This window comes from Bradyrhizobium sp. RDM12, assembly GCF_051917485.1.
Lineage (GTDB): Bacteria > Pseudomonadota > Alphaproteobacteria > Rhizobiales > Xanthobacteraceae > Bradyrhizobium.
In genome coordinates this window covers 3,759,634-3,786,408 of record NZ_CM133064.1, presented here as the reverse complement: position 1 = coordinate 3,786,408, position 26,775 = coordinate 3,759,634, and the positions used below count along the sequence as shown (strand labels likewise).

At 62.7% G+C, this 26,775-nt stretch carries 13 protein-coding genes and 6 pseudogenes; 9 read left to right on the top strand and 10 right to left on the bottom strand.

Annotation, left to right across the window (positions count from 1 at the left end; genetic code table 11):
* Nucleotides 1-659 precede the first annotated feature (659 nt).
* Both ACTGJ9_RS18250 and ACTGJ9_RS18245 read right to left on the bottom strand, forming a co-directional pair.
* A complete protein-coding gene (locus ACTGJ9_RS18250; protein ID WP_456678169.1) occupies nucleotides 660-4,841 on the bottom strand; it encodes an Ig-like domain-containing protein in 4,182 nt (1,393 codons plus the stop codon).
* Nucleotides 4,842-6,026: 1,185 nt separating this feature from the next.
* Nucleotides 6,027-6,857, bottom strand: a complete 831-nt coding sequence (locus ACTGJ9_RS18245; protein WP_456678168.1) for a universal stress protein — start codon at nucleotides 6,855-6,857, stop codon at nucleotides 6,027-6,029.
* A gap of 174 nt (nucleotides 6,858-7,031) precedes the next feature.
* On the opposite strand from ACTGJ9_RS18245, the pseudogene ACTGJ9_RS18240 reads away from it, so the two are divergent.
* Together ACTGJ9_RS18240 and ACTGJ9_RS18235 are read left to right on the top strand one after the other, a co-directional pair.
* Nucleotides 7,032-8,556: pseudogene (locus tag ACTGJ9_RS18240) on the top strand (bifunctional aminoglycoside phosphotransferase/ATP-binding protein).
* A 25-nt stretch (nucleotides 8,557-8,581) separates the two neighbouring features.
* Nucleotides 8,582-9,556 carry a CHAD domain-containing protein gene (locus ACTGJ9_RS18235; protein WP_456678167.1) on the top strand — a complete coding sequence of 325 codons (975 nt, stop codon included), beginning with the start codon at nucleotides 8,582-8,584 and terminating at the stop codon, nucleotides 9,554-9,556.
* An 84-nt stretch (nucleotides 9,557-9,640) separates the two neighbouring features.
* Here the strand turns inward: ACTGJ9_RS18235 and ACTGJ9_RS18230 are convergent, their stop codons facing one another.
* The 3 genes from ACTGJ9_RS18230 to ACTGJ9_RS18220 form a co-directional block, all read right to left on the bottom strand.
* Nucleotides 9,641-10,099, bottom strand: coding sequence for a RidA family protein (locus ACTGJ9_RS18230; protein WP_456678166.1), 459 nt, complete (start codon nucleotides 10,097-10,099; stop codon nucleotides 9,641-9,643).
* Nucleotides 10,100-10,120: 21 nt separating this feature from the next.
* The gene (locus ACTGJ9_RS18225) at nucleotides 10,121-11,812 is read right to left on the bottom strand and encodes a benzoate-CoA ligase family protein (RefSeq protein ID WP_456678165.1); all 1,692 of its coding nucleotides are present in this window, start codon (nucleotides 11,810-11,812) and stop codon (nucleotides 10,121-10,123) included.
* Nucleotides 11,813-11,960: 148 nt separating this feature from the next.
* Complete coding sequence (locus ACTGJ9_RS18220) at nucleotides 11,961-12,452, bottom strand: MarR family winged helix-turn-helix transcriptional regulator (RefSeq protein ID WP_148776777.1); 492 nt, start codon at nucleotides 12,450-12,452, stop codon at nucleotides 11,961-11,963.
* A gap of 276 nt (nucleotides 12,453-12,728) precedes the next feature.
* Here ACTGJ9_RS18220 and ACTGJ9_RS18215 point away from each other — a divergent pair.
* Together ACTGJ9_RS18215 and ACTGJ9_RS18210 are read left to right on the top strand one after the other, a co-directional pair.
* A pseudogene (locus ACTGJ9_RS18215) lies at nucleotides 12,729-13,898 on the top strand (ABC transporter substrate-binding protein); the annotation flags it as partial.
* A gap of 34 nt (nucleotides 13,899-13,932) precedes the next feature.
* A complete protein-coding gene (locus ACTGJ9_RS18210) occupies nucleotides 13,933-14,391 on the top strand; it encodes a cupin domain-containing protein (RefSeq protein ID WP_148752669.1) in 459 nt (152 codons plus the stop codon).
* 9 nt (nucleotides 14,392-14,400) lie between these two features.
* Here ACTGJ9_RS18210 and ACTGJ9_RS18205 read toward each other — a convergent pair whose 3' ends face one another.
* From ACTGJ9_RS18205 to ACTGJ9_RS18190, 4 genes and pseudogenes are all read right to left on the bottom strand, one after another.
* Nucleotides 14,401-15,651: a flavin-dependent oxidoreductase gene (locus tag ACTGJ9_RS18205; protein WP_456678164.1), complete on the bottom strand. Its 1,251-nt coding sequence runs from the start codon at nucleotides 15,649-15,651 to the stop codon at nucleotides 14,401-14,403.
* Between the two features lie 53 nt (nucleotides 15,652-15,704).
* Entirely contained in the window at nucleotides 15,705-18,056 is a 2,352-nt protein-coding gene (locus ACTGJ9_RS18200) for a bifunctional salicylyl-CoA 5-hydroxylase/oxidoreductase (RefSeq protein WP_456678163.1), read from the bottom strand.
* Nucleotides 18,057-18,152: 96 nt separating this feature from the next.
* Nucleotides 18,153-18,989, bottom strand: a complete 837-nt coding sequence (locus ACTGJ9_RS18195) for an enoyl-CoA hydratase family protein (protein ID WP_456678162.1) — start codon at nucleotides 18,987-18,989, stop codon at nucleotides 18,153-18,155.
* 43 nt (nucleotides 18,990-19,032) lie between these two features.
* Nucleotides 19,033-19,793: pseudogene (locus ACTGJ9_RS18190) on the bottom strand (SDR family NAD(P)-dependent oxidoreductase).
* Between the two features lie 199 nt (nucleotides 19,794-19,992).
* On the opposite strand from ACTGJ9_RS18190, the pseudogene ACTGJ9_RS18185 reads away from it, so the two are divergent.
* From ACTGJ9_RS18185 to ACTGJ9_RS18165, 5 genes and pseudogenes are all read left to right on the top strand, one after another.
* Nucleotides 19,993-20,810 (top strand): annotated as a pseudogene (locus ACTGJ9_RS18185) (alpha/beta fold hydrolase).
* A gap of 7 nt (nucleotides 20,811-20,817) precedes the next feature.
* A complete protein-coding gene (locus ACTGJ9_RS18180; RefSeq protein WP_456678161.1) occupies nucleotides 20,818-22,107 on the top strand; it encodes an acyl-CoA dehydrogenase family protein in 1,290 nt (429 codons plus the stop codon).
* A gap of 2 nt (nucleotides 22,108-22,109) precedes the next feature.
* Nucleotides 22,110-23,635: pseudogene (locus ACTGJ9_RS18175) on the top strand (class I adenylate-forming enzyme family protein).
* Nucleotides 23,632-24,719: pseudogene (locus ACTGJ9_RS18170) on the top strand (NAD/NADP octopine/nopaline dehydrogenase family protein). The pseudogenes ACTGJ9_RS18175 and ACTGJ9_RS18170 overlap by 4 nt, the downstream one beginning before the upstream one ends.
* 3 nt (nucleotides 24,720-24,722) lie before the next feature.
* Complete coding sequence (locus ACTGJ9_RS18165; RefSeq protein WP_456678160.1) at nucleotides 24,723-25,715, top strand: 3-hydroxybutyryl-CoA dehydrogenase; 993 nt, start codon at nucleotides 24,723-24,725, stop codon at nucleotides 25,713-25,715.
* On the opposite strand, the gene ACTGJ9_RS18160 is transcribed toward ACTGJ9_RS18165, so the two are convergent.
* Nucleotides 25,712-26,758, bottom strand: a complete 1,047-nt coding sequence (locus ACTGJ9_RS18160) for a peptidase M29 (protein WP_456678159.1) — start codon at nucleotides 26,756-26,758, stop codon at nucleotides 25,712-25,714. The genes ACTGJ9_RS18165 and ACTGJ9_RS18160 overlap by 4 nt on opposite strands.
* Between the last annotated feature and the right edge of the window lie 17 nt (nucleotides 26,759-26,775).

Genomic DNA, 26,775 nt, shown 5'->3' with positions numbered 1-26,775 from the left:
GAGTGTGTGGATGCATTTTCGACCACGCAGAGTTGCAGAGACAGCAAAATCGCAGCTCAACGCGTGGCACTTCGACCTGGCGAGAATCGCCGGGTCCAGCGACGAACAAACCGCGAAGCCGCGGACCGCAGACCCGATGTAGAAATGGATCATTCGGCTCGATCGTCCCCACGGAAGCCTTATTCACCGCACCAGGCGCCGGCTATCCTCCGTAACAGGCAGAGTCCACGCTGCGCCAAAGTCGATTGAGCCAGATCAATTCTGTCGGACATAGAGCACGCATCAAAGCTTCAGCCGACGTCGCAGATATCAGGCTCCGTCGGATCCGGCTTGATCTCGAAGCCGAGCTGCCGGCAGATCTCAAGCATCACGACGTTCTCCTTGAGCACGTCGCCCGAGATGGTCTTGAGCGCTTCGCGCGCGGTACTCCGGTGCGCAGCTCGTCATGTAGCCCGTCCACCCGCCATTCCACAAACGGTTGCCGCCAGTTATTGACGGTCGCCGGTCCACGCCCAGGCTTGGCCGCCGCTTCGGGGTGCTCGCGTTCTTAACGCATCGGTCGTTTTCGCCGCGATATTGTACGTCCCCTCGGCCAGCGCCGATGTCGTAATACTGAACGCACCAGTAGTTAGGTCCGCAGTGCGCGTACCCGGCTTTGCTTACGCAATGTGCCAATCGTTAGGGATCAAGTTCGCATTGGCGATTTGATGCGCGGCGCCAATCTGCCCATTATCCCAAATCGACACCGCTCCATTGTCGTTGCGCCAGAGGATGTCGCTGTGGCCATTGCCGTCGAAGTCGCCTGTGCCGGCGATATGCCAGCTATTGGGGACGACGCCCGCCGCGGCCACGATATGGGCTTTGCTGATGTCGCCGTTATCCCAGATCGACACTGCGCCATTGTCGCTACGCCAGAGGATGTCGCTCTGGCCATTGCCGTCAAAGTCGCCTGTGCCGGCTATATGCCAGCTATTGGGGACGACGCCCGCCGCGGCCACGATATGGGCCTTCCTGATGTCTCCATTATCCCAGATCGACACTGCGCCATTGTCGTTGCGCCAGAGGATGTCGCTCTTTCCATTGCCGTCGAAGTCGCCCGTGCCGGCGAAATGCCAGCTATCGGGGACGACGCCCGCTGCGGCCACGATATGGGCCTTGCTGATGTCGCCGTTGTCCCAGATCGACACTGCGCCATTGTCGTTGCGCCAGAGGATGTCGCTCTGGCCATTACCGTCGAAGTCGCCCTTGCCGGCGATATGCCAGCTATCGGGGACGACGCCCGCCGCGGCCACGATATGGGCCTTACTGATGTCCCCGTTATCCCAGATCGACACTGCACCGTTGTCGTTGCGCCAGAGAACGTCGCTTCGGCCATTGCCGTCAAAATCGCCGGTCGCGGCGAAATGCCAGCTATCGGGCACGACGCCCGCTTGGGCAATGATATGAGCCTGGTTGATGTCGCCATTGTTCCATATCGACATTGCGCCATTGTCATCGTGCCAGAGAATATCGCTATGGCCATCGCCGCTGAAATCGAAATTGGCAGTCAGGTCGAGGGTGGTCACTGCAAGTGCGTTCGACGCGTTGCTGGTGTTCCCCGCGGCGTCAGTTGCTTTTGCAATGATGCTATGGGCTCCCTCTGCCAACGTCGATGTCGCAATGCTGAACAAGCCAGTCGTCAGGTCCGCAGTGCCTGTGCCGAGCACCGTCGTGCCGTTCGTGTCGTAAAGCGTCACCGTGCTACCAGCCTCAGCCGTTCCATCGATCAACACCTGAGTGAAGCTGGTGATGTGGTCGCCTTTGATGCCGCTGTCCGTCGTCGCGTCGAGGAACAGGCCGGTCGGCGGGACCGGCTGCGTGGTGTCCTCCGTCACGACAAGGACGGCAGATGCCGCGCCGGTATTCGCCGCCGTATCGGTCGCTTTCGCGGTGATATTGTGCGTCCCCTCGGCGAGCGCCGCTGTCGTAATGCTGAACGCGCCAGTCGTCAGGTCCGCGGCGCCCGTACCAAGCACTGTGGTCCCGTTGCTATCATACAGCGTCACCGCGCTTCCGCGCTCGGCCGTGCCGTCGATCTTGACGTGCGCAAAGCTGGTGATGCGATCGCCGATCGTACCGCTGTCCGTCGTCGCGTCGAGGGACAGGCCGGTCGGTGGGACCGGCGCCGTGGTGTCCTCCGTCACCGCAAGGACGGCAGATGCCGCGCCGGTATTCCCCGCCGCATCGGTCGCTTTCGCGGTGATATTGTGCGTCCCCTGAGCCAGCGCCGATGTCGTGATACTGAACGCGCCGGTCGTCGGGTCCGCAGTCCCCGTGCCGAGCACTGTAGTGCCGTTGGTGTCATATAGCGTCACCGTGCTGCCGTGCTCGGCCGTGCCGTTGATCTTGACCTGCGCGACATTTGTGATGCGATCGCCGATCGTACCGCTATCCGTCGTCGCGTCGAGGGTCAAGCCGGTCGGCGGGACCGGCGCCGTGCTGTCCTCCGTCACGGCAAGGACGGCGGACGCAGTGCTCGTATTCCCCCACGCATCGGTCGCTTTCGCGGTGATATTGTGCGTCCCCTCGGTTAGCGCCGATGTCGTAATATTGAACGCACCGGTCCTCAGGTCCGCGGTGCCCGTGCCAAGCACTGTGGTACCGTTGCTGTCATATACTGTCACCGTGCTACCCGCCTCGGCCGTGCCGTCGAGCTTGACGTGCGCAAAGTTGGTAGTGCGATCGCCGATCGTACCGCTGTCCGCCGTCGCGTCGAGGGACAGACCGGTCGGCGGGACCGGCGCCGTCGTATCCGGATGGACGCTGACCTGAGCTACTGCGGTTTGCCACCATCCGTTTGCGATATATTCATTCGATATCCAGAACCCGTTCGGGTTGTTCGGATCGGCGATAGCGCTCGAATAGGTGCCCCAGCGCTGGTCGTTCAGAGCGCCTGAATCGAAAAACGTGGTGCTCGCCTGATAAAGCGTCGGCGCGGTGAAGGCGGAAGCGCCGGCGCCGAGCACCGTATAATAGTCGGAAGGATACATGTTCGGCCCGGAGGCCGAGAAATTGATGAGCACGTCGCCGTTCTGGTCGACCGCAATCGAAGGCGTGAACACGGCCACACCCGTGCCGATGGACGCGCCAGAAATGACGTTCCCGATGACATATTGCGGATTCGCGGGATCGGTGACATCGAGCTTGAACCACTCGATTTGCGCGAGCCCCCCCGCACTCGGCATGGCTTCGCTCACGCCGTAGACGTAATTGTGTCCTCCCGAGGAACTGTAGGCAAGGCCTTGGATGCGCCCGTCGCCAATGCCGAGCGTCTTGGTCGTGCCCAATTGCGCGGCGGTGTTGTTGCTTCCGCCTATATCGGCGTCACCGAGGTAGAGCGTTTGGGTCCCGCTGAAGCCATGCGTCGGATCGTACGTTTGATATGTGAGCGCGGTCTCCCTGGCGGTCGAATGGGCGCTCAAATAGTAGGTCACCCCGTTGTCGCCGGCGATATTGCGCATGATGCCGCCGGTCCCTGACACGTTAGTGCTGGCGTCAGGCGTGATCGCGGTGTTTGCGGCGGCTATTACGCTGCTTTCGTTGACGACGAATTCGCCATTGTTGTAGCCGCCTCCCGCGTCGATAAATTCGGGCGTGGAGATGTAGATCTTGCCGTTGCTGACCGACAGATAGGGCATGTCCGACTGGGTCGTGCTGCCGTTGGACGTGTCGATCGAAGCCAAATACCAGCCGTCGTTCGGATTACTATCCACCGACACGGCGATATCGATATTGGTGGCGAAGTTCCCGGTTCCCGGTTGAAAATTATCCGCGATGACCACGTAGTGGCCGGTCGAGCTGTCATAGGTGGCGCGCGCGTCGAGAAGGTTGTTGTCAAGCGTGGCGCCAAGCGGCGAGAACAAGCTGTACAATGATCCGTTGGATACGATTATATGGCCGCTAAGGTCGGTTATCTCGTAGTGCGTGGTCTCCGCGGTGAAAATGTAACTCGGCCCTACCGCCAGCGCATTTTGGGGCGGAGTGTTGGTCGGATCGGACAATCCGGAAAATGAATGATCGACCGAGGTGGACGACGTCGGTGGCGTCGCCGAATAGAAGTTGAGCGCCGGTACGCCGGCGCTGGCGCCGATCGGCGCAGCGCCGTAAAGGCTTTCGATCGTGGCGAGCAAGGAATACGGACCAGCCGGCGAGTCGTTGACGACCCCGGCCGGGACTCCCGCGCCGACGACGATCGCCGCAACGTGATCGGGGTAGGTCACCGCTGGATTGGTGTTGTTTTCGTCGAAGGTGACGATCAGCAGCGAATTGTTGGCCTCGGCCCAGGCAACGTAGGCCGAGAGATTGGCCTGGACCCAGGCATCGCCCGCCGGAATCCCGCCGCCATTGTCGCTCGTCGGCGTCATGTTGTCGGCGTCGTTGGGGGAAACAAAGGAGACCGTCGGAAGGTTGGCGAAGCCGGCCGCGGTCTGAGGAAAAGTGCTGAAATCGTGGCCGTCGTTGGCCGAATTGGCGAAGTGGATCCACGGTTGGCGTTCGGGGGCCGCCGTGGTTTCGGCGTAACCGCCGAAGGTGTGACCGCTGGCGGCGAGCGTGCTCGCCAGCGTCGGTACGCTGGCCGGAAGCTGGGTAACGGCGCCGTTAGTGGTGACGCCCTGCGTCGAGCCGGAAAACAGGGCAATGTAATTGGGCTGGCTCGGATGGGTCACACCGTAGTCGTTGGTGAGCAGCATCCCCTGAGCGACCAGCGAGTTCAGGTAAGGCGCCTGGGGATTACCTATGATGTCGGAGTAGTTCTCGTTTTCCAGGGAAAGGACGACAATGTGGCTCGGAGTCGTGGTCATGATCGTCAGTCCTCCATTGCGGTTCGATGCGCGCACCCTTTTTCATCAAGGTGCGCTGCTCTTTGCGGTCGTGTCTGCGACGACCCCAGAAGGTGGATGAGACAGACGCAGCGTGGAAGATCGCGGTGCCCTGTCGGTCGGGAGAGCAGGTTCCAAGACGACCGCTGCTACAGTCTCGGAACGAGGGCTACTCGGCGTCCGCATGAATTCCCCTCCGGAGTGCGGCAATAGAGATTTAGGCGCGCCGCTGCCGCGGTCCGCTCGGCCTCTTCAAAACAGCTGACGACAGACCCCCGACTCGCTGAATGCGAGACGCGACGAACTGCGATTTGCCTCGATACTCGCTGAGTTCACCTATCCAGCCAATGGCTCGGAGGAGGTACCTCATTCAAATACATGAGGGCCCGACTTGTTCAGAACCCAATAACCCTTTCGATCATCAGCGCTCACCAAAGGTCTGCTTGAGGCCAACGACGAAGCTTGTAGCTGCAACAAAGAAAGCGATCCAGCTCGCAATCGTGCAGAAGCATTCCATGATCCTGCGCGCAATCGAACGCGGGGCCCGGGGAAAGGACGGCGTAGGCGCCAAGTGTTGACGTCCACCCGATCGAGCGCCCCAGAAAGATGCTGAGAGAAAATACCAGCAGGCCATCGGCACGATCTGTCGCCGACTACAATATCCGGCGCCCTCATCGTCGCAGAAACGTCTCATCCCGGCTGCGTATGCCGACCACCTCACCGGCAACCGACGGCTGCGACCCGACCCCGGAGATAATCACTTGTGACGCGCTTTGGAGAATTGGATGTGACCAGTGCCCCCTTGTCGCAGGCCGTAGCTCGGACCCTAGCTCAATAAGAGGCTTGCGGCGGGGCTCGAGGGCATGGTCTCAAAGCTCCGCGACAGCGTCTAGAACCAGGTGAAACTGTTGCTCTTCCAAACTCCGCTGGTTTCGTCATGGCTCAACCAACTCGAGCACTTCTTCGCGCTGCTTACCGATAAGAAGATCAGGTGCAGCGTCGCTGCCCTCAGGACTGACATCACATCGTTCATGGACCGACACAACGCGGATGCCAAACCGCTCCGATGGACCTAGTCCGCCGATGACAGCCTTCCATCGAGGCCTTCTGCCGATACAATGCCCCAGCAGAACACGACGCGATGTTGCGAACTTCCGGTTCAGGACGCTAGTGCGACATCATCACCCAGCACGGTGGCTGGCCGATGACGGTCTTGGTCACGCCACCCCAGACAATCTCATTCAGCCGCGAATGGTGGTAAGCGCCCATGACGATGGCGTCGATCGCGTGAGACTGCGCCCAGCTCCCCAGCACCTTGCCGATCGAGCTGCCGCTGCCCTTCACGGTTGCGTAGACTCCCTGCTCTCTCAGATGATCGACAAGGTTCGTTCCGGACTGCATGACCTCGTCGGTCTTGTCGTCCGTGGCGGTGACCACGCGCACCGCATTGGCGGCCTGTAGGATCGGCAGCGCGTCAGCGATCGCACGTGCCGCGCCGGCCGAGGGCGCCCAGGCAATCATGACGTTCTCGATGTCCGCCCGTAGCAACTCCACGTGCTGCTCCGGACAGAGCAGCAGCGGTCGGCCGGATTCGAACAGGAAGATCTCAACGATATTCTCCGCGCGACTGTCGTGCGGCTTCACCAGAACCAGGGTGAGGTCGCTGAAGCGCGCATGCTCGGCCAGGGTCGATGCGATCTGATCCGCCGGCACCCTGCCCGATCGGCTTTGGGCGCGAGCGCCAATACGGGAGGCCGCATTGGTGAATGCGTTCAGGAGTTGCTGCATGTCACCGACCTCGCACACAGCGCCGGGTTCGGTCGACTCCGGGTCATCAGGGAATACCACTTTCGGCCGGACGAAAGCGTCATCCTCGAGCGCGAGCCCGGTCACCCTGGCGCCGAGGCCGGCGGCAACGGCTACGCACTTCTCGATCGCAGCCAGCGTGGGGGCACGCGGCTCGCCAATGAGCGGCAGAAAGGCGTCCTTGAAGGGCATGGATTCTCCTTGCCGGCCGGAATAGGCCGCCTTCGGTGCGGGCGCTTGATCCTCCTCAAGCCGAGAAAACTCGGCACCCCAACCGACGACAGGCGTTGACGGAAGTCAAGGACTGGTCGCGTTACCCTTCTTTGCGGCCGGTTGGCGCCCTCATCTGACAATATGCCGGCAGGTATGACAGACAATTCTGCGACCCAGGAACGAGATCTTCGCGGCACTGACCGCGGATCCCGCCGTGAAGCGGATCGACACGCATGCGGCTTCGGTTTTCCTCGACGGGACGCGCGCGCTGAAGATCAAGCGGGCGGTCAAATATCCCTTTCTCGATTATTCGACACTCGAGAAGCGCAAGGCAGCCTGCGAGGAGGAGGTCAGGATCAACCGGCCGCATGCGCCACAGATCTATCATCGCGTGGTGCACATCACAGAAGAGCCGGACGGATCGGTGAAGGTGGACGGCCGCGGTCGGCCGATCGAATATGCCGTCGAGATGTCACGTTTCGACGAGAGCCGGACGTTGGATCATCTGGCGAGGGCCGGACAGTTCGATGCTGACTTTGCGTCGGCCGTCGCCGACGCGATCGCAGCTTCGCATGCCGCGGCGACGCGCGCTGATGGCAAGGCCTGGACGTCCTCGATCCCCGCTCTGATCGACGGCAACAGCAATGGCCTGCGGAGCTGCAATCATCTCCCGACCGCGGAGATAGAGCAGCTTGCACAAGCCTCGCACGCGGCATTCACGCGCGCCCGTCCCTTGCTTGAAGAACGCAGCCGCCAGGGTTTTGTGCGCCGCTGCCACGGCGATCTGCATCTTGCGAATATCGTGCTGATCGGGCAGCGGCCCGTGCTGTTCGACGCCATCGAGTTCGACGCGAAGATGGCGACTGTCGACGTGCTCTACGACCTCGCCTTCACCCTGATGGATCTGCTGCGCCACGATCAGCCGCTGGCAGCCAACACCGTTCTGAACCGGTATCTTGCCGCGACACCGCTGGAGAACCTCGACGCCCTCGGCGCGCTGCCGCTGTTCATGTCGATACGCGCCGCGGTCCGGGCCCAGGTGGCGCTGGCGCGGCTGAAGCCTTCGCATTCCGGCGATCCCGGCATTTTCGATGAGGCGCGCCGCTATTTCGATCTTGCCCGGGCGCTGATCCGGCCTCCCGCGCCCCGTCTGATCGCGGTAGGCGGACTATCCGGTACCGGCAAGACGGTTTTGGCACGCGCGCTCGCGCCGGCCGTCGCTCCGCAGCCGGGCGCCGTCGTTCTGCGCAGCGACGTCGTTCGCAAGCAAATGTTCGGTGTCGCCGACACGGACCGGCTGCCGCCATCCGCATACACGCCCGAGCTCGCAGAGCGGGTCTACACGACGCTGGCCGAGCACGCCCGGCGTGTGCTGACCCAAGGCCATTCCGCGATCGTCGATGGCGTGTTTGCCCGCGATGTCGAGCGAGACGCCTTCGCTACACTGGCCCGGGATTGCAACGTACCTCTCACCGGCCTCTTCCTGGTCGCGGATCTGGCGACGCGGCAGGCCCGCATCGGCGGTCGCCGCGGCGACGCATCCGATGCGACGCAAGAGGTTGCCGCATTGCAGGAGCACTATAGGATCGGCCATATCGGTTGGACGACCATCGATGTATCGGGGACACCAGCGCAGACGCTCCAGAGCTGCCAGGACGCGATCGCCGAGAGCAGGTAAGGCAATCTGAGTGGCGCGGGCTAGGATGGCACGACCCACCACGAGTTCGACGGCGACGGCCCGCGCCAGGCCGGCCCCGAGCCGTAATGCGCTGCCCGCCCGCCTTGGCCCCGGCATGGCCTGCGATACCGCCTTTCGGATCATCGCCCGGCGTCATCTCGCCGCCGTCATCGCCCAGCATGAAGGGACCTGTCGTGGCGATCCGGAGGCTCTGCATCAGATCCGAATCGCGCTGACCCATCTACGGACCGCCATTCGCTTCTTTTCGCCCATGGTCGACGATGCCTTGCGCCCCAAAGTCTGGGCCGAGTTGAAATGGCTGAACAACCAGCTCGGCATGGTGCGGGACCTCGATGTCGCCATTGAACGGGTCGTCGCCGAGAGCGGCGAGGAGCTCGCGGTGATCGCGGAGCTCCAGCATTGGGACGAGAAGCGGGCCGAAAGCCACCGCCTCCTGGCGCGCGCGCTGCAATCGGCACGATATCGCCACCTGGTCGAGCAGACCTCGAGCTGGATCGAGAGCGGACCCTGGTCGACCAGGCGCAGCAAGGAGGCCGTCAGGCTGCGCCGCTGCTCGCTCGCCGACCACGCGGCGGCGCAACTGGCCGAATGGGAGAAGATGCTGCTCAGGAAGGCCAAGAAGCTGCGCAAGATCGACGTCGAGAAACGGCACAAACTGCGGATTCTCAACAAGCGGCTGACCTATTCGATCGAATCGCTGCAGGACTTGTTTGCCGGCGATTCGACGACGAAGCAGAATTCGATCCTTAAGCAATTGCGCAGGGCGCAAAAATCCCTTGGACAGTTGAATGATGATGCGCGCGGTCAAGCGCTGGCTGCGTCGTTGAACGAGGCCGTTCCCGAGGCCGGCATTCGCTTTCCCGATCGCAAGCGAGAAAAGCAGCTATTGCGAAGGGCTTCGACGGCCTATCGCAAGCTCGACAAGGCCAAGCCCTTCCGCACCTCCGACCTGACGCCGGACTCGGGGCCGAAGGACTAGCTCTACACGCGGTCGACGCCATCTCCGGCGTCTGTCTGAACTCACCCTAGGACGAGAATCCCGCCAAGGCGGCCTGAGCGTGATTCAGCGTGGAATGACGGCGGTGGCTTCGATCTCGACGCGCGCCGCCGTCTCGACAAGGCGCACCACCTGGACAAGCGCCATCGCGGGATAGTGCGCGCCGAGGACGGTACGGTAGATCCTGCCGAGCTCCTTCAGGTTCGCCAGGTATTCGTCCATATCGACGACGTACCAGGTCAATCGCACGAGGTGCTCCGGCCGCGCGCCGGCCTCGGCAAGGATTTCCGCGATGTTGCTCAGGGTCTGGCGCACCTGCGCGACAAAGCCGTCCGCGAGACGCTCCTCGGCGTCCCAGCCGATCACGCCTCCCGTGACGACGATGCGCCCTTCGGCAGCCATGCCGTTGGCATAGCCCTTCGGCATCGGCCAGCCTGACGGCTGTAGCACCTGTGCCCTGGAGCTAGCGCCATCCTCGGCTGCATCTGGTAGCACCGCGAGCTGTGGGCCTTTCGGCGTCATCACGGACAATTCCTGATCCTCATCTCACTCTGCCGCGACGCCCGAAGACCTCGCCGCCGCCTGCGCCAATTGCCGCAAGGCGAAGCGCTTCAATTTTCCGGTCTCGGTCTTCGGTAATTGCGTCACGAACTCGATTGCGCGCGGATATTTGTACGGCGCAATCTCGCGCTTGACATGCTCCTGCAACTCGGCCGCGAGCTTTGCATCCGGCGTCACGCCGGGTGCGGCAACGACATAGGCCTTTACAATCATCCCGCGCGACTCGTCCGGCGCACCGACGACGCCACACTCGGCAACCGAGGGATGCGTGAGCAGCGCTGCTTCCACATCCGTGCCTGCGATATTGTACCCGGATGACACGATCATGTCGTCGGAGCGCGACTGGTACCAGAAGTAGCCGTCGGTATCCATCAGATAGGTGTCGCCGGTGATGTTCCAGCCGTTCTGGACGTATTTCCGCTGCCGCTCGTCGGCAAGATAACGGCAGCCGGTCGGCCCGCGCACCGCGAGCTTTCCCATCGTGCCCGGCGGCAAATCATTGCCGTCATCATCGACGATCTTCGCCTCATAGCCGGGCACGGGCTTGCCGGTCGCGCCGGGACGAATTTCGCCCTCGGTCGCGCTGATGAAGATGTGCAGCAGCTCGGTCGAGCCAATCCCGTCCATCAGCTTGATACCAGTGGCCTTCAGCCAGGCATCGAATGTCGGCTTGGGCAGCGTCTCGCCCGCGGAGACGCATTTTCGCAGGGAGGAGATGTCGCGGCCCGGAAGCTTGCCGATCATGGCGCGATATGCGGTCGGCGCCGTAAAGCAGACCGTGGTCTTGTACTGCTCGATCGCTGAAAGGATATCATCGGGCGTCGTCTTCTCCAGCACGACGAAGGAAGCGCCGATGTGCATGGGGAACAGCACGCCACCGAAGCCGAAGGTGAAGGCAAGCGGTGCGGAGCCGACGAAACGGTCGCTCTGCTCGGCCCGCAAGATGTTGCGGGCATAGCCGTCGCACACCGCCAGCATGTCCCGGTGGAAATGCATGGTGCCCTTGGGATCGCCAGTGGTGCCCGACGTGAACGCGATCAGGCAGATGTCGTCAGCGGCGGTGTCGACCGCCCTGAACTCCGGACTCGCATCCGCAATCAGCGTCTCGAGCGAGTCGGACGCGCCATTGCCCCAATAGACCACGCGCTTGAGACCCGGCGCAGCCAGCTTCGCCTTCTCCATCTCATCGGACAGTTTTCCGTCGCAGAGCGCGAGCGTGATCTCCGCCTTCTGGATCGGATAGGACAGCTCCTTGGCGCGCAGCAACGGCATCGTCGCAACGCAAATGCCGCCGGCTTTGATCACCGCAAGATAGGTTGCGACCATCATCGGGCTGTTGGCGGAACGCAGCATCACGCGACCGCCGGTGACGAGACCGAGCTTGCCGACCAGCACATTGGCAATGCGGTTCACGAGCGCCTGCAGCTCGCGATAGGTGTAGCTGACAGCGGGACTGATGACGCAAGGCGCGTCACCGTGCCCCTGCTCGACCCAGCGATCGAGGAAATAGCTGACGCAATTCAATCGTGACGGATAGCGCAGCTCCGGCCGCGTGAAGATGAACTCCGGCCAGAGCTCAGGCGGCGGCAGATGCTGCCGCGCGAATGTGTCGACATGGGCCGTCGCAGCGTTTGCGTCATGCGAGCCCGAGACTTGAACCTTGGCGGCGTTGGCCATCGCACGCTCCTTTGCGCATGGAAAGCACCCGGCAGCACTAACTCGGGAAACATTTTAGGCTTAAAACAATTTGGTGCAATAGCGGATTTTGGGCATCCCATGGATTTTCGTGCGGCATAACGGATCAGGTGCGCGCGTCGGCCCGCCCTTAGGGCCGGCGGCGCGCGGCCGATTTCTGCGCAGACGCCTTGGTCTTGGCCAGCAACCGCATCAACTCGCGCACATCCTTCGGCGTCAGATCGGCAAACAGATCGGCGATCCAGGTTTCGTGTTCCGAGGCCATTCTGCGAAACTCGGCACGGCCGAGTTTCGTGAGACGGATCACCTGGACGCGGCGGTCGGTCTCCGAGGTGCGGCGGTCGAGATGGCCGGATTCCACGAGGCGCTCGACGAGGCCAGTGACGTTGCCGTTGGATACCATCATGCGCTTGGAGACATCCGACAGCGTCATGCCGTCGGGTGCCTTGTCGAGCTGCGCCATCAGATCAAAACGCGGCAGCGTGACATCAAAGCGTTGCCGCAGCCGGCCGCGGACCTCGCCCTCGATCAGGGTCGTGCAGGTGAGCAGGCGCAACCACAGCCGAAGCTCTTCGGCATGGTCCTCCGGCGTTTCGACGGCCTTCGTCTCGGAATCGAGCATCTCGTGCAGTCACTCACGGCCGGCATTGGCGCCGCCACGGATTCACAACGTTTTGAGCTTCAAATAAATCAACGCCGGCCGCAAGCCCAAAGCTGCAACAATCGACCGCACGCGAATTTCTTTAGGCTTCAAATAATTGGCGCGACGCTTGCATGCGCTGGTGCCCGCACGATGGAGGCGCGTAGAGCTTGGCTTGCCGCGAGCGCCGTCATCGGCATAAGCTTGGATCGGAGTACGCGGCTTGCACTGCAGGCCCGACCGTCAGGGGGACAGATCATGAAGACGCAAATGACCTTGGCTGCGGCCGCGCTGCTGCTCGGCACCGCGATGAGTCCCGCCCTCGCCCAGGAGAAGCTCAAGCTGGGCATCATGGTGACACTGTCGGGCCCCGGCGCCGCGCTCGGCCAGCAGGTTCGCGATGGCTTTGCCCTGGCGGTGAAGGATCTTGAGGGCAAGATGAGCGGCCGCGATGTCGAGGTCGTCGTGGTCGACGACGAGTTGAAGCCCGATGCGGCGGTGACGAAGGTCAAGGGCCTTCTGGAGCGCGAGAAGGTCGATTTCGTGGTCGGGCCGATCTTCTCCAACATCCTGCAGGCGATCCACCGGCCGGTCACGGAATCGAAGACCTTCCTGATCAGCCCCAATGCAGGCCCGTCGACATTTGCCGGCAAGGACTGCAATCCGTTCTTCTATGTGACGTCGTACCAGAACGATCAGGTCCACGAGATCCTCGGCAAGGTGGCGCAGGATCGCGGCTACAAGCGTATGTATCTCATGGTGCCGAACTATCAGGCCGGCAAGGACTCGGTCGCCGGCTTCAAGCTCGACTACAAGGGCGAGATCGTCGAAGAGTCCTACATGCCACTCAACACGCTGGACTTCCAGCCGGAGCTTTCCAAGATTGCGTCGCAGAAGCCCGATGCTCTCTTCACGTTCATGCCGGGTGGCCTCGGCGTCAATCTCGTCAAGCAGTACAAGCAGGCCGGTCTCGCCGACGGCATTCCGGTGCTCTCAGCCTTCACGGTAGATGAATCGACCCTGCCGGCACAGCAAGATGCGGCCGTCGGCATGTTCGGCGGCGCGAACTGGGCGCCCAATCTCGACAATCCCCAGAACAAGAAGTTCGTTGCCGCCTATGAGGCCGCCTATAACGGCGTGCCCGGCACCTACGCCTTCCAGGCCTATGACGCCGCAATGCTGATTGACAGTGCGGTCAAGGGCGTGAAGGGCGATCTCTCCAATAAGGACGCGGTTGCGGCAGCCCTGAAGAGGGCGGACTTCACCTCGTTGCGTGGTTCGTTCAAGTTCAACACCAACGGCTATCCGATCCAGGATTTTTACCTCACCAAGGTCGCCAAGCGTCCCGATGGCAAATTCCAGACCGAGATCGTCCAGAAGGTTTTCGAGAACTACGGCGACCGCTATGCCAAGGATTGCAAAGCGCAACTAAGAATATGCGTCGCGTTAAGGGAGGACTGCAATGAAGAGCGAAATCACCGGCATCACGCGGGCCAATGAGGGGATCCAGGGCATCTCCTGGAACATCCTCGGCCAGACCTATGTGCCGAAGAGCAACACCGAGAACAGCTTCTCCTGGCACGCCACGCTGCCGCCGGGCACGTTCGTGCCGCCGCACATCCATCCCGACCAGGACGAATATCTCTATATGCTGGAGGGCAAGCTCGACTTCATGCTCGGCAATTCGGAGGCGCAGGCAACGCCTGGCGATCTGATCCGCCTCGGCATGGGCGTGCCGCACGGCATCTTCAACAAATCGGACCAGACCGCAAAAGTGCTGTTCTGGGTCTCGCCGACCAAAAAGCTGTTCGACCTGTTCTGGGGCCTTCACAACATGAAGGAACAGAAGCCGGAGGACGTGGTGGCGATGGCCGCCGAATTCAACATCCACTTCTTGCCGCCGCCTCCCGGCGCCGGCTAGCGGCGCGGTTTAAGCGCGCACCGCCGCAAGTCCCGGCACGGCGGCGAAGCCGGCCTTGGTGGCGTAGCCACGCACGATCGCCTCGCGCTGGGAATAGCTCAGCACGTTGTCGACATTGTCGAAACCGTCGGGCGCGAGCTGCTCGACGGCGTCGATGACGCCCTCGGGACCGCCGCGGCGGTTGGAGCGAACGATATCCGCCGTCATCGGCAAACGCTTCTTCTCATATTCCATCAAGGCCTGACGCGGATGCTCGGCGCGCACAAGCGCGTCCGCAAGACAGCGCGCATCTAGGATCGCCTGCGAGGCGCCATTGGAGCCGACCGGATACATCGGATGCGCGGCATCGCCGAGCAGCGTGACGCGCCCGGATGACCAGTAGGGCAGCGGATCGCGGTCGCAGGTGGGATACTCGTAAAACTCCGGCGTCGCCGAAATCAGGCTCTTCACGTCGATATAGGGCACGGAGAAGCGCGCGACATGCGGCATCAACTCCTCGCGCCGGCCCGGGCGTGACCAGTCCTCCTTCCGTGGTGGCGGCGCGTTCCCCTCGCCCACCTTCACCAGCACCGCCCAATTGGTCAGACGGCTCGCCGGGCTCGATCCTTCTGCGATCGGATAGATCACCACCTTGGCGTTGAGGCCACCGGCGACGATCATTGACTTGCCGGTGAGGAACAGCGGCCAATCGCGCGCGCCGCGCCACAGCATCAGGCCGTTCCAGCACGGCGGCCCTTCGTTTGGAAACAGCGTGTCGCGCACGCGTGAGTGGATGCCATCGGCGCCGATCAGAATATCGCCGCGCGCGGTATGGACATGCGAACCCGTGCGATCGAAGAAGTAAGCGGTGACGCCGCCCTCGTCCTGCGTGAAAGCGCCCAGCCGGCGGCCGGTGTGGATCGCCTCCGTCCCAAGCCGCTCTTCGACGGCGCGGTGGATGACACTCTGGAGGCGGCCTCGGTGGATCGAGAACTGCGGCACGTCGTGGCCGGCGTCCACCCCGCGGGCTTCGCGCCAGACCTCCTGGCCATGGCGGTTGAGGTAGTAGAGCTGGTCGGTGCGGATCGCGACGTCATCGAGCTTCTGCAGCAGGCCGAGGCTGGCAAGCTCTCGCATGGCGTGCGGCAGCGTATTAATACCGACGCCGAGTTCGCGGATCGTATCGGACTGCTCGAAAATCTCGCAACCGATGCCGCGGGCCCGCAGCATCAACGCCGTGGTGAGACCACCGATACCGCCGCCGACGATAATCGCCTTCATCGCCCTTAACTCCACTCGCTACGCAGGCAACGGAGTTAAAGTCGCACGGGCGGTCACTCCGCCGCAAGCGGCTTTGTCGCTTCCGCCTTGAGCTCGGCCCGGGTCTTTGGCTTAGCCTTAATTCTCAGCTCCTCGATATCCAGCCGGTCGCGCACGCTATTGCGGAAAATCTGGTCTTTCCCGGGCAGATATTGCGGCGGGCAGAACGCGTCGTTTGCGCCGTACCAGGCCGCCGCCTTCATGGTGAAGAAGGGGTCGACCAGATGCGGCCGCCCGAGCGCGACGAGGTCGGCCCGGCCGGCGGCCAAAATGGTGTTGGCTTGGTCCGCGGTCGTGATGTTGCCGACACACATGGTGGCCACGCGCGCCTCGTTGCGGACCTGATCAGAGAATGGCGTCTGGAACATGCGGCCATAGATTGGCTGTGCATCGCGCACGGTCTGCCCTGTCGAGACGTCGACGAGATCGACACCGGCCTCGGCGAACGAACGCGCAATGGCCACCGCATCATCGCCGGTGATGCCGCCATCCGCCCAATCAGTCGCGGAGATGCGCACCGACATCGGCTTGTGCTTCGGCCACACACCCCGCAGAGCCTCAAATATCTCGAGCGGGAAGCGCAGCCGGTTTTCAAGCGAGCCGCCATATTGGTCGGCGCGCGTGTTCGTCAGGGGCGAGATGAAGCTCGCGAGCAGATAGCCGTGGGCGCAGTGCAATTCCAGCATATCGAAGCCACAGCGCTCGCCGCGCTCGGCCGCCGCGACAAACGAAGCTCGCACCGCGTTCATGCCGGCCCGGTCAAGTTCGCGCGGCACCTTGCTGTCGGGGAAGTAAGGCAGCGGCGATGCCGAGACCACGTCCCAGCCGCCTTCGTCCAGCGGGCGGTCAATGCCATCCCACATCAACTTGGTCGCGCCCTTGCGGCCAGCGTGCCCGAGTTGCAGGCAGATTTTCGCAGCGGAGTTGCCGTGGACGAAATCCACGATGCGCCGCCACGCGGCCTCCTGCTCGTCATTCCACAATCCGGCGCAGCCGGGTGTGATCCGCGCATCGCGGCTGACACAGGTCATCTCGGTGAAGATCAGGCCGGCGCCGCCGATGGCGCGCGAGCCGTAGTGCACGAGGTGGAAATCGCCGGGAACACCCTCCTTCGCCGAATACATGCACATCGGCGACACCACGGCACGATTGGCGATCTCCATCTCGCGAAGTCGGAACGGCTGGAATAGCGGCACCATCGGCTTGTCGGTGTTGACGTCAAAGCCTTTGCTGCGCACCTGCTTGGCGAATGACTTCTCGACTTCAGCGACGAAATCGGGCGCACGGAGCTTTAGATTGTCATAGGTGATCGCCTTCGAGCGCGTCATCACGCCGAAGGCGAACTGCACGGGATCGAAATCCCAGAAGCGGTCGACATGCTCGAACCAGACCAGCGAGACGTCGGCCGCGTGCTGGGTCTTCTCGACTTCTTCGCGCCGGCCGTGCTCATAGACATCCAGTGCAGCTTTGATGTCGGGTGCCTTTGCCATGGCGTCGGCCAGCGCAATCGCATCTTCCATCGCGAGCTTGGTTCCCGAGCCGATCGAGAAATGCGCGGTCGCCTTGGCGTCGCCGAGTAGCACCATGTTGTCCTTGACCCAGCGCTTGCTGCGGACCATTGGGAAGTTTCGCCACGTCGACCGGTTGGTGAGCAGCTTGTGCCCATCGAGGAACCAGCCGAAGATATCGGCCATTCGTGCAGCGGACTGGGTCTCATTCAGCCCTGCCAGGCCCGCGCGCTCGAACGTCTCCGGATCGGTCTCGAAAATCCAGGTCGAGTGACCGGCTTCGTACTGGTAGGCATGGGCGATAAAGGGCCCCCACTCCGTCTCCTGGAAGATGAAGGTGAAGGCATCGAGCGGCCTGGTGGAGCCCATCCAGGCGAATTTGTTGGTCCGGAGATCGACTTCCGGTTGGAAGTGCTCGACATGTTTCTCGCGAAAGCGGCTGTTGATGCCGTCGGCGAGCAAGACGAGGTCGGCATCCGCGAAGCGCGACTCGTCATCGATCTCCACCTCGAAATTGAGGCTGACACCGAGTTCGCGCGCGCGCTCTTGCAGGATCAGCAGCAATTTTTGCCGCGAGCAGCCGCAAAATCCGTTACCACCGACCCGATGCACCGTGCCACGAAAATGCACGGCGATATCGTCCCAATAGGCGAACTCCTGGGTAATGCGGCGGTAGCTCGGAAGATCGTGCTTTTCAAAATTGTCGAGCGTGGCATCCGAGAACACCACGCCGAAGCCGAACGTGTCGTCGGCGCGGTTACGCTCATACACTGCGATGTCGGCGTTCGGGCGCTGCTTCTTGAGCAGGATTGCAGCGTAAAGACCTGCAGGTCCGCCACCGATGATCGCGACTTTCATGGGAGCCTCGCCAATTCACCCGGCCATGAAAACTATTTTAAGCCTAAAATAATTTCTGGCAAGTCCCCTTCCAGGCCGTCCGCAGGAAAAGGCCGCTCAGTCGCCTCTGAAAACCGGTTTGGCCTTTTTGGCAAAGGCCTCGAAGGCGCGCTCGAAATCGGCCGTCGTCATGCACAGGGCTTGGGCGATGGCCTCTGCTTCGATCGCTTCCTCCACCGACATTGCCCATTCCATTGCCAGCATCCGCTTGGTCATGGTGTTGCCGAAGGTCGGCCCTTCCGCGACCTGCTTGGCCAGCAACTCCGCCTGGGGCAGCACCTGCTCCGGTGTGACGATGCGGCTAAAGAAGCCCCAGCGCTCGCCCTCCTCGGCGGTCATGAATCGGCCCGTGTATAGCAACTCCGAAGCGCGGGACTGGCCGATGATCCGCGGCAGGATCGCGCAGGCGCCCATGTCGCAGCCGCCGAGACCCACCTTGTTGAACAGGAACGCGACCTTGGCCCCACTCGCGGCAAGCCGCATGTCGGACGCCATGGCGATGATCGCGCCGGCACCGGCGCAGATGCCCTCGACCGCGGCCACGATCGGCTGCGGGCACGCCCGCATCGCCTTGACGAGATCGCCGGTCATCCGCGTGAACGCCGTCAGCCCCTTGGTGTCCATCTTCACCAGCGGGCCGATGATCTCGAACACGTCACCGCCGGACGAGAAATTGCCGCCGGCACCGGTGACGACGATGGACTTCACCGCGTCGTCGAACGCGCAGGCACGGAAGAAATCCGTCAATTCGCGGTAGCTCTCGAAGGTCAGCGGATTTTTTCGTTCCGGACGATTGAGCGTCACAGTGGCAACGGCGTCGACCACGGCCAGCAGGAAGTGTCGCGGCGAATAGTCCGCAAGCGGCACGGTGACGGGATTGGCTGGTCTGCTCATGCGATCTCCTTAGCTTCCTTGTTCCGCACCTCGGCCACGTACGCTAGATTTCGCCACCGGCGACCGCTATCGCCTGCCCGGTGATCGCACCAGCGTTCTCACTGCACAACCACAGTACGGCATTTGCCACTTCTTGAGGCCTGATCAGGCGTCCCTGCGGATTATACTTGGCGAGTTCGGCAATCGCCTGTTCGCGGCTTCGCGCGGTCTTCTTCATGATGTTATCGATGCTGCCCGCGACCAGATCGGTGTCGGTGAAGCCGGGGCAGACCGCATTCACGGTCACGTTGCTGCCGGCCATCTCCAGCGCAAGCGAACGCACGAGACCGACCACGGCGTGCTTCGCCGCCGTGTACGCGCTCACGTAAGCGTAGCCCTTGAGCCCGGCCGTCGATGCAATCGCGACGATGCGGCCGTAGGGGCGGTTCTTCATCCCCGGCAACACTGCGCTGATAGCATGGACAACCCCCATGAAATTGACGTCCATCATGCGCGCAAAAAGGGCGCTGTCCGATTTTGCGAACGGCGCGGATTCGGCGCTGCCGGCATTGGCGATCAGGATATCGATCGGCTTTCGCGCATGCGCCGCGGCGATTGCTGCCTTTAGTGCAGCTTCGTCCGAGACATCGGCAACGGCGGCATAATGTGCAACGCCTGCGTTCACCGCCTCTTCGAGAGTAGCCGCGTTCCGCCCGAGCACCGTCACGGTGGCGCCAGCGTCGAGAAGGACGCCGCGATCGCGCGGCCGATGCCGCGACCTCCACCGGTCACCAGCGCGTGCGGCGAATGCGGCAATGCGGACATACGCGGGCTCCCTCAATATCTGCTGATCGTTCCTCCGATATATTTTAACCTTCAAATTATTGCAACGAAAGCGCGGATTGACGCCCGCAAACCCCACGCAGGAGCGATCGGCCTGAAAATTGCTTTAAGTATAAAATTATCGCTTCCCATCCCCCACAGGCCTGTTAGCATCGCCGGGGGCAAGCAAAAAGGATGTCGCGTGTCGCAGCCTGCGCCAATGATAACAAGGACGGACGCTTCGCCTATGAAGCGGCGGGCGATCCGGATGCGATACCCCTGATTTTCCTGCATGGCATTGGCGGTGCAGCGCGGGCCTGGCGGCAGCAGCTTACCACATTCGGCAATCGTTTCCGCGCGATCGCGTGGGACATGCCGGGCTATGGCGGCTCGGCGCCACTCGCCAGCGTCAGCATCGCTGGCCTGGCCGATGCGCTCCAGCAATTCATCGAGCAGATCGGGGCGACGAGCCCTATTCTGGTCGGCCATTCGATCGGCGGCATGATCGTCCAGAAATGGCTAGTGCAATCGCCGAAACTGGCGCGCGCGGTCGTCCTCGCGCAAACCAGCCCGGCCTTTGGCAAGGCCGACGGCGACTGGCAGAAGACGTTCATCGCGGCACGCCTGGATCCGCTCGATCGCGGCGAGACCATGAAATCGCTGGCACCTTCCCTGGTGAAGGAGCTCGTCGGCGACGATCCTGATTCCGGGGGAATGGAGCTTGCGCGCGAGTGCATGGGGAGTGTGCCCGAAGCGAGCTATCGCGCCATGATGCTGGCGTTGATCGGGTTCGACCAACGCAGCACGCTGAAGGACATTTCCGTGCCGACGCTGCTGTTGTCTGGTTCCAAAGATAACAACGCGCCTGCACCAATGATGGCGGAAACGGCGACCTACATTCCCGCCGCCGAATATGTCGAACTCCCCGGCATTGGCCATCTCGCCAACCTTGAGCGGCCTGATGCCTTCGACAAGGCCCTCGGCAGCTTCGTCGATTCCGTCGCTGCAAAACACGGGTGACTGCGCCATGACCATGCAAGTCAGCAAGACCATTGGCACGAGCGACAACGTCGCGCTGGATGCGCCGATCTTCGATCCCGTCGCATTCCGCTTGAGCGACGAACAAGCCCGGATTATCGCGCGGGCGCGCGAGATCGGCCAAACCGTGTTCGCAGGTCGTGCCGCCGCCTACGATCGCGAGGCGGTGTTCCCGACCGAGAATTATCGCGATCTGCACCGCGTCGGCTTGCTCGGCATCGCCGTGCCGAAGAAGCACGGCGGGCTGGGAGCGAACTACCAGACCTACGCCCTGGCAGCGGCGGAGATCGGCCGCTATTGCGGCGCGACCGCGCTGACCTGGAACATGCACGTCTGTTCGACGCTGTGGTCGGGGCCTTTGGCCGATGATCTAGACATGGATGCGGAGACCCGCGCCGAACACGAAAAGCGGCGGGCCGTCCACTACAAGCGCATCGTCGAGGACGGAGCGATCTATTCGCAGCCCTTCTCCGAAGGTGGCGCGGCGGCCGCAGGCGGCGTTGCCTTCGGCACGGAAGCAAAGCCTGTCGAAGGCGGCTGGATCGTCAACGGCAAGAAGATCTTCGCTTCGCTCTCCGGCCACGCCGACTATTACGGCGTGCTCTGCACGGAGATCGAGGAAGGTGAAAAGGCCTCGCGCCGCAACACCCTTTACCTTGCGATTTCTGCGAAGTCGCAAGGCGTTTCCGTCGTCGGCGACTGGGATCCGCTCGGTATGCGCGGCACAGTCTCGCGAACGCTGCTGTTCAAAGACGTCTTCGTGCCGGTCGATTCTGCGCTGATGCCGCGCGGCGTTTACTTTCAGGCGGCGATGCGCTGGCCGCATATGTTCCTGACGCTGTCGCCCACCTATATGGGCCTCGCGCAAGCCTCGTACGATTTCACGGTGCGCTATCTGCGCGGCGAGGTGCAGGGCACGCCTCCGGTCAAGCGCCGGATGTACCCGACGAAGCAGATCGCGGTCGCGCAGATGCAGATCAAGCTCGAGCAGATCAAGGCGATCTGGTTCCAGGCCGTTACCGAAGCGCGTGCCAACCCGAGCAAGGAGCAGGTGCTGCGGGCCTATGCCGCGCAATATTCGGTGATGGAAGGCGCCAACGAGCTCGCCGCGCTTGCGATCCGTACCTGCGGGGGGCAGGCGATGCTCCGCTCGCTACCCCTGGAGCGCATCTATCGCGATAGCCGCTGCGGCTCGCTGATGCTACCCTGGACGGCCGAGCTCTGCCTCGACCGAATCGGTCGCGAGGCGCTGTACGAGGCAGGCGAAACGGACGACTGACGGTGGACCTCTGCAGTCTGATCGATCGCAATGCGGCGTTTTCGCCAGACAAGACCGCCATCGTCTTCGAGGGGGAGCGGCTGAGCTACGCGACGTTCGCCGATCGTATCGATCGGACTGCAGCAGGCTTGAAGAAGGAATTCGGTGTCGGCCGCGGCGACCGCATCGCGATCTTGAGCCTGAATCGGCCGGACTATCTGGTCCTGCTCTATGCATGCGCGCGGCTCGGAGCGATGCTGGTGCCGCTGAACTGGCGGTTGGCTGTCGCCGAGCAACTCTTCATCCTCAAGGACGCCGGAGCCAAGGTGTTGGTGCTCGAGCAGGCATTTGATGGAGTTCTTGCCGAACTCGCACCGGGGACCACCGTCATCGGCCTCGATTTTGTGCCACCGCGCGGAATGACGTTCGAAAGCCTGCTGGCGCGTAAGGAGGCAGCGGACGCAATCCGCACGCCGATCTCTCCTGCCCGCTGCTCATCGTCTATACGTCAGGAACGACAGGGCGGCCGAAAGGTGCTGTGCTGCGCCAGGAGGCGCTGTTCTGGAATGGCGTCATGAGCCAGCACATGCACAATATGACGTCGGACGATCATGTGCTGACGGTGTTACCATTCTTCCATGTCGGCGGGCTCAACATCCAGACGACTGCGGCGCTCCAGCTTGGCGCGACCGTCTTAATCCACGCTCGCTTTACCCCGGATACGGCGCTTGCGGCCATCGAACGGGATCGGCCGACCCTGACGGTCATGGTGCCGGCGATCATCCAGGCCGTCAGCGAGCACCCCGCCTGGGCCGCGACCGATCTCTCATCGCTGAAGGCCGTCGCCACTGGCTCGACCATCGTGCCGCCACACCTGATCGATCGCTTCGTCGCGCGCGGCGTGCCGGTGCTCCAGGTTTATGGCTCGACGGAAACCTGCCCCATCGCAGTCTATACTCGCCTCGGCGGCGACCTGTCGCGCACGGGATCGACCGGGCTTGCCGGCCTGTGCTGCGAAGCAAAAGTGATCGATCAGGCCGGCAACGAGGTGCCGGCGGGCGCGCCAGGCGAGATCGCGGTGCGCGGCCCCAACGTCTTCTTCGAATATTGGGGCAATGCGGACGCCACACGCGATGCGCTGCACGACGGCTGGTATCGCACCGGCGATATAGGGCTGTGTGACTCGGACGGCTACTTCTGGGTGCGCGACCGCAAGAAGAACATGATCATTTCCGGCGGCGAGAACGTCTATCCGGCCGAGGTCGAAAGGGTGCTGCTCGAACATCCAGACGTCAGCGAATGCGCCGTGATCGGCCGGCCGGACCCGCGCTGGGACGAAGTGCCCATCGCTTATGTCATCCCACGATCGGGCTGCCGACCTGAAGCAGATGAGTTGCGAGCACACGTTCAGGCTCAGCTCGCCCGCTACAAGGTTCCGCGCGACATCGTTTTCGTCGCCGACATGCCGCGCACGGCGCTTGGCAAGGTTCAGCATTTCCTGCTGAAGCAGCTTGATGCGCAGTCACGCGCGCAAGGAGAGACATCTTGAAGATTGCGGTTCTGGGTGGGGGAACGGCTCTTTCGCGGCCGCAGGCGATTTTGCGCTATCGGGGCAAGAGGTCCGGCTATGGCGCCGTGACGCAGAACAGGTCAAAGCACACCGTGCCGCCGGCTCCCGCATCCTCGTAAAGGACCATAATGGCCAGCACGACGTGAAGCTGGCGCTGGTGACCACCGACCTCGCCGAAGCCGTTGGCGATACCGAGCTGATCCTGTGCCCTGCCCCTGCCTTCGCTCAGCAGGACATCGCCCGGCTTCTCGCTCCGCATCTGCAGGACGGTCAGGTCGTGTTTCTGCCGCCCGCGACATTCGGCTCGATGATCTTTGCCCAGGCTGCGCGCGACGCCGGCAATCGTGCCAAAGCGAGCTTCGCTGAAACCGGCACGCTGCCATGGCTCACCCGCAAGCACGGGCCATTCGAGGTCGCGATCACCATCCGGGCCAAGCGGCTGCCGGTCGGCGTATTCCCGCTCGATCAGGCGCCACACGCGCTTGAAGTGATTGGACGCGCCTTCCCCGATGTGATCGAGCCGTGCGGTGACGCACTATCCGGCGCGCTGATGAATGCGGGCTGCATCATTCATCCGCCGCTGATCGTGATGAATGCGGGCCCCATCGAGCATTTCGAGCGGTGGGATATCCACAAGGAGGGCACGCAGACCGCGATCCGACGGGTGACCGACGCACTCGATGCCGAAAGGATCGCCGTGCGCGAGGCGCTTGGATATGGCGCACCGCATTTTCCGCTCGCCCATCACTACGCCAAGGAAGGCGAGATCTGGATGTATGGCCGTGGCTCACATGATCGCCTGACGGATTCCGGCGACTGGCGCGAGCGGATCGTGCTGACCGAGCACCGCTACATGCGGGAGGATCTGCGGCTTGGGTTATCCTTGCTGGTCTCGGTCGCCGAATTGGCGGGCGTGGCCACACCGCTCGCCAAGGCTTTCCTGGCCATTGGCGGCGCGATCTGCGGCGAGGATTTTGCGCAGAGCGGCCGAACCTTGGAGACGCTGGGACTTGGCAAGCTTCACAAGGCCGAATTGCAGATACTGCTTCATGGGGGGTACTGACCGATGACCCGTCGCGCCAACATTGCCTGTCTCGGGGCCGGACGCATGGGACGCGGCATCGCCGTCGCATTCGCCTATGCGGGCCACATGGTCACGATGATCGACATCAAGGCCCGTTCAGCGGAGGAGTTCGCCAGGCTGGAGGCAGACGCGCTCGGCGAGGTCAGGAAGACCTTCGCTAGCCTCTCGAAGCTGGGATTGCTGACCGAGACCGACGTTGATCCGCTGATCGGGCGAGTTTCGGTGGTGCCGGCCAGCCAGAGCGGCGCTGCGTTGTCGGAAGCCGGAATGGTGTTCGAGGGCATTCCCGAGGTCGTCGAGCTCAAGCGCGAGGTGCTGGGGGCGGCTTCAAAACAGGTCGGCCCCGACACGATCATTGCATCGACCACTTCGACCATCCTCGTTGATGATCTCTCGGGCGCGATCGTGAATCCCCGCCGCTTCCTCAACGTGCACTGGCTCAACCCGGCCTATCTGATCCCGCTGGTCGAGGTTTCGCCCGGCAAAGCCACCGATCCTGCCATCATCGACGAGGTCAAGGCCCTGCTCGAAGGCATCGGCAAGGTCCCGGTGGTCTGCGCGGCGACACCTGGCTTCATCGTTCCGCGCATCCAGGCGCTGGCGATGAATGAGGCCGCGCGCATGGTCGAGGAAGGCGTCGCCAGCGCGGAGGAGATCGACAAGGCGATCCGCTACGGTTTCGGCTTCCGCTATGCCGTGCTCGGGCTGCTCGAATTCATCGACTGGGGCGGCGGTGACATACTTTACTACGCCAGCCGGTATCTGGAGGGCGCGCTCGGCAGCGACCGCTATCGCGCACCGGACGTGATTTCACGCAACATGCACGAGGGCCGGATCGGCCTGCGCACGGGGGCCGGCTTCCTCGACTATTCCGGCATGGACGTTGACGCCTATCGCGCAAAGCGCCTCCAGGCCATGGTCGACCTGCTCCGGCACTTCGATCTTGCTCGCCCGCCGGTACTCGACCGCAGTTAGCCAAAAACGTCCTGAAGCACGCCTTCCCGCACCACCGCAACACCGTCGAGCTCGATGGTCGTTCCCATCATCGGCAGGTCGAAATGGCCTGCGGTATAACGGCCGGCAAACTCATTGGCACCGGTCGAGAACAGAAAATTGCCGGAGACGGCGCGGATCTCGGTGCCGTTAGTGTCGCGCTGGTCATACATCGAGAGCGCCTCGTAGCGCGCACCCGGGTTCATGCCGAAACCGACGTGCGACACGGCATAAGCCTCCCGATCGCCCCAGGCGGCGAGATAGGCGCGCATCATTGCGGCATCCGTGCCCTCGCCTTCCAGCTCGACGACGTAATCGTTCTTCAACGTCATCTTCACCGGCGACGTCAAATACCGCTTGAACGTGAGATTGATGTCGCCCGGGGCCATCACCAGCGTGCCATTGATCGTCCCGCTCTTGGGAAAGCTGACGACGATGCCGCCCGGCCAATGCGCCAGCGTGCCGGGCTTGTCGGTCCAGCCCCACACGCCGACCGTGGATGCTCCGACCATGTCGACGTCGAGCGCCGTGCCGGCCTTCGAGGTGATCCGCATCTGCTTCGTCCCACGCAACATCTTTGCCGCGGCGCGAACCCGCTTCTCCAGCGCCGGATCCGGCACCATCCGCTCCAGCGCCTCGGGATGCTCGTTGGAGATCACCAGGATCCGCGCGCCGGCCTTCAGTATCTCAGGCGTCTCCACCGCATGCATCAGGCCTTCGATCGTGCAATCCACCACGAAGCCCGCTTGCTGAAGCGCCGTGATGACCGGCCCAAGCTTCTGGATCGCTTCGCTGGCGCCGGTCGAGCGGACCGGAACTATATTCCGATTGCGTGGCGTCGGCATGACGACATGAAAAGGCTTCGCCCCCATACGCAACAGCGCAAGCTCTGCAAGGTGTACATTCAACGCACGCGACTGCGTCTCCGAGAGGATCGCCGCGGTATCGCCGGATTTGATGGCGCAACGCTCAAAGATCTCGCAAAACGCGTCGATCCATTTTGCCTCGATGCGATCAGCCAGCATGGTTTGCTCCCGGTCTT

Excerpts from the sequence above, each read along its gene's own strand:
- ACTGJ9_RS18250 (WP_456678169.1), bottom strand. The coding sequence starts at position 4,841 with ATGACCACGACTCCGAGCCACATTGTCGTCCTTTCCCTGGAAAACGAG.
- ACTGJ9_RS18245 (WP_456678168.1), bottom strand. The coding sequence starts at position 6,857 with ATGCCCTTCAAGGACGCCTTTCTGCCGCTCATTGGCGAGCCGCGTGCC.
- ACTGJ9_RS18235 (WP_456678167.1), top strand. The coding sequence starts at position 8,582 with ATGGCACGACCCACCACGAGTTCGACGGCGACGGCCCGCGCCAGGCCG.
- ACTGJ9_RS18225 (WP_456678165.1), bottom strand. The coding sequence starts at position 11,812 with ATGGCCAACGCCGCCAAGGTTCAAGTCTCGGGCTCGCATGACGCAAAC.
- ACTGJ9_RS18220 (WP_148776777.1), bottom strand. The coding sequence starts at position 12,452 with ATGCTCGATTCCGAGACGAAGGCCGTCGAAACGCCGGAGGACCATGCC.
- ACTGJ9_RS18210 (WP_148752669.1), top strand. The coding sequence starts at position 13,933 with ATGAAGAGCGAAATCACCGGCATCACGCGGGCCAATGAGGGGATCCAG.
- ACTGJ9_RS18205 (WP_456678164.1), bottom strand. The coding sequence starts at position 15,651 with ATGAAGGCGATTATCGTCGGCGGCGGTATCGGTGGTCTCACCACGGCG.
- ACTGJ9_RS18200 (WP_456678163.1), bottom strand. The coding sequence starts at position 18,056 with ATGAAAGTCGCGATCATCGGTGGCGGACCTGCAGGTCTTTACGCTGCA.
- ACTGJ9_RS18195 (WP_456678162.1), bottom strand. The coding sequence starts at position 18,989 with ATGAGCAGACCAGCCAATCCCGTCACCGTGCCGCTTGCGGACTATTCG.
- ACTGJ9_RS18180 (WP_456678161.1), top strand. The coding sequence starts at position 20,818 with ATGACCATGCAAGTCAGCAAGACCATTGGCACGAGCGACAACGTCGCG.
- ACTGJ9_RS18165 (WP_456678160.1), top strand. The coding sequence starts at position 24,723 with ATGACCCGTCGCGCCAACATTGCCTGTCTCGGGGCCGGACGCATGGGA.
- ACTGJ9_RS18160 (WP_456678159.1), bottom strand. The coding sequence starts at position 26,758 with ATGCTGGCTGATCGCATCGAGGCAAAATGGATCGACGCGTTTTGCGAG.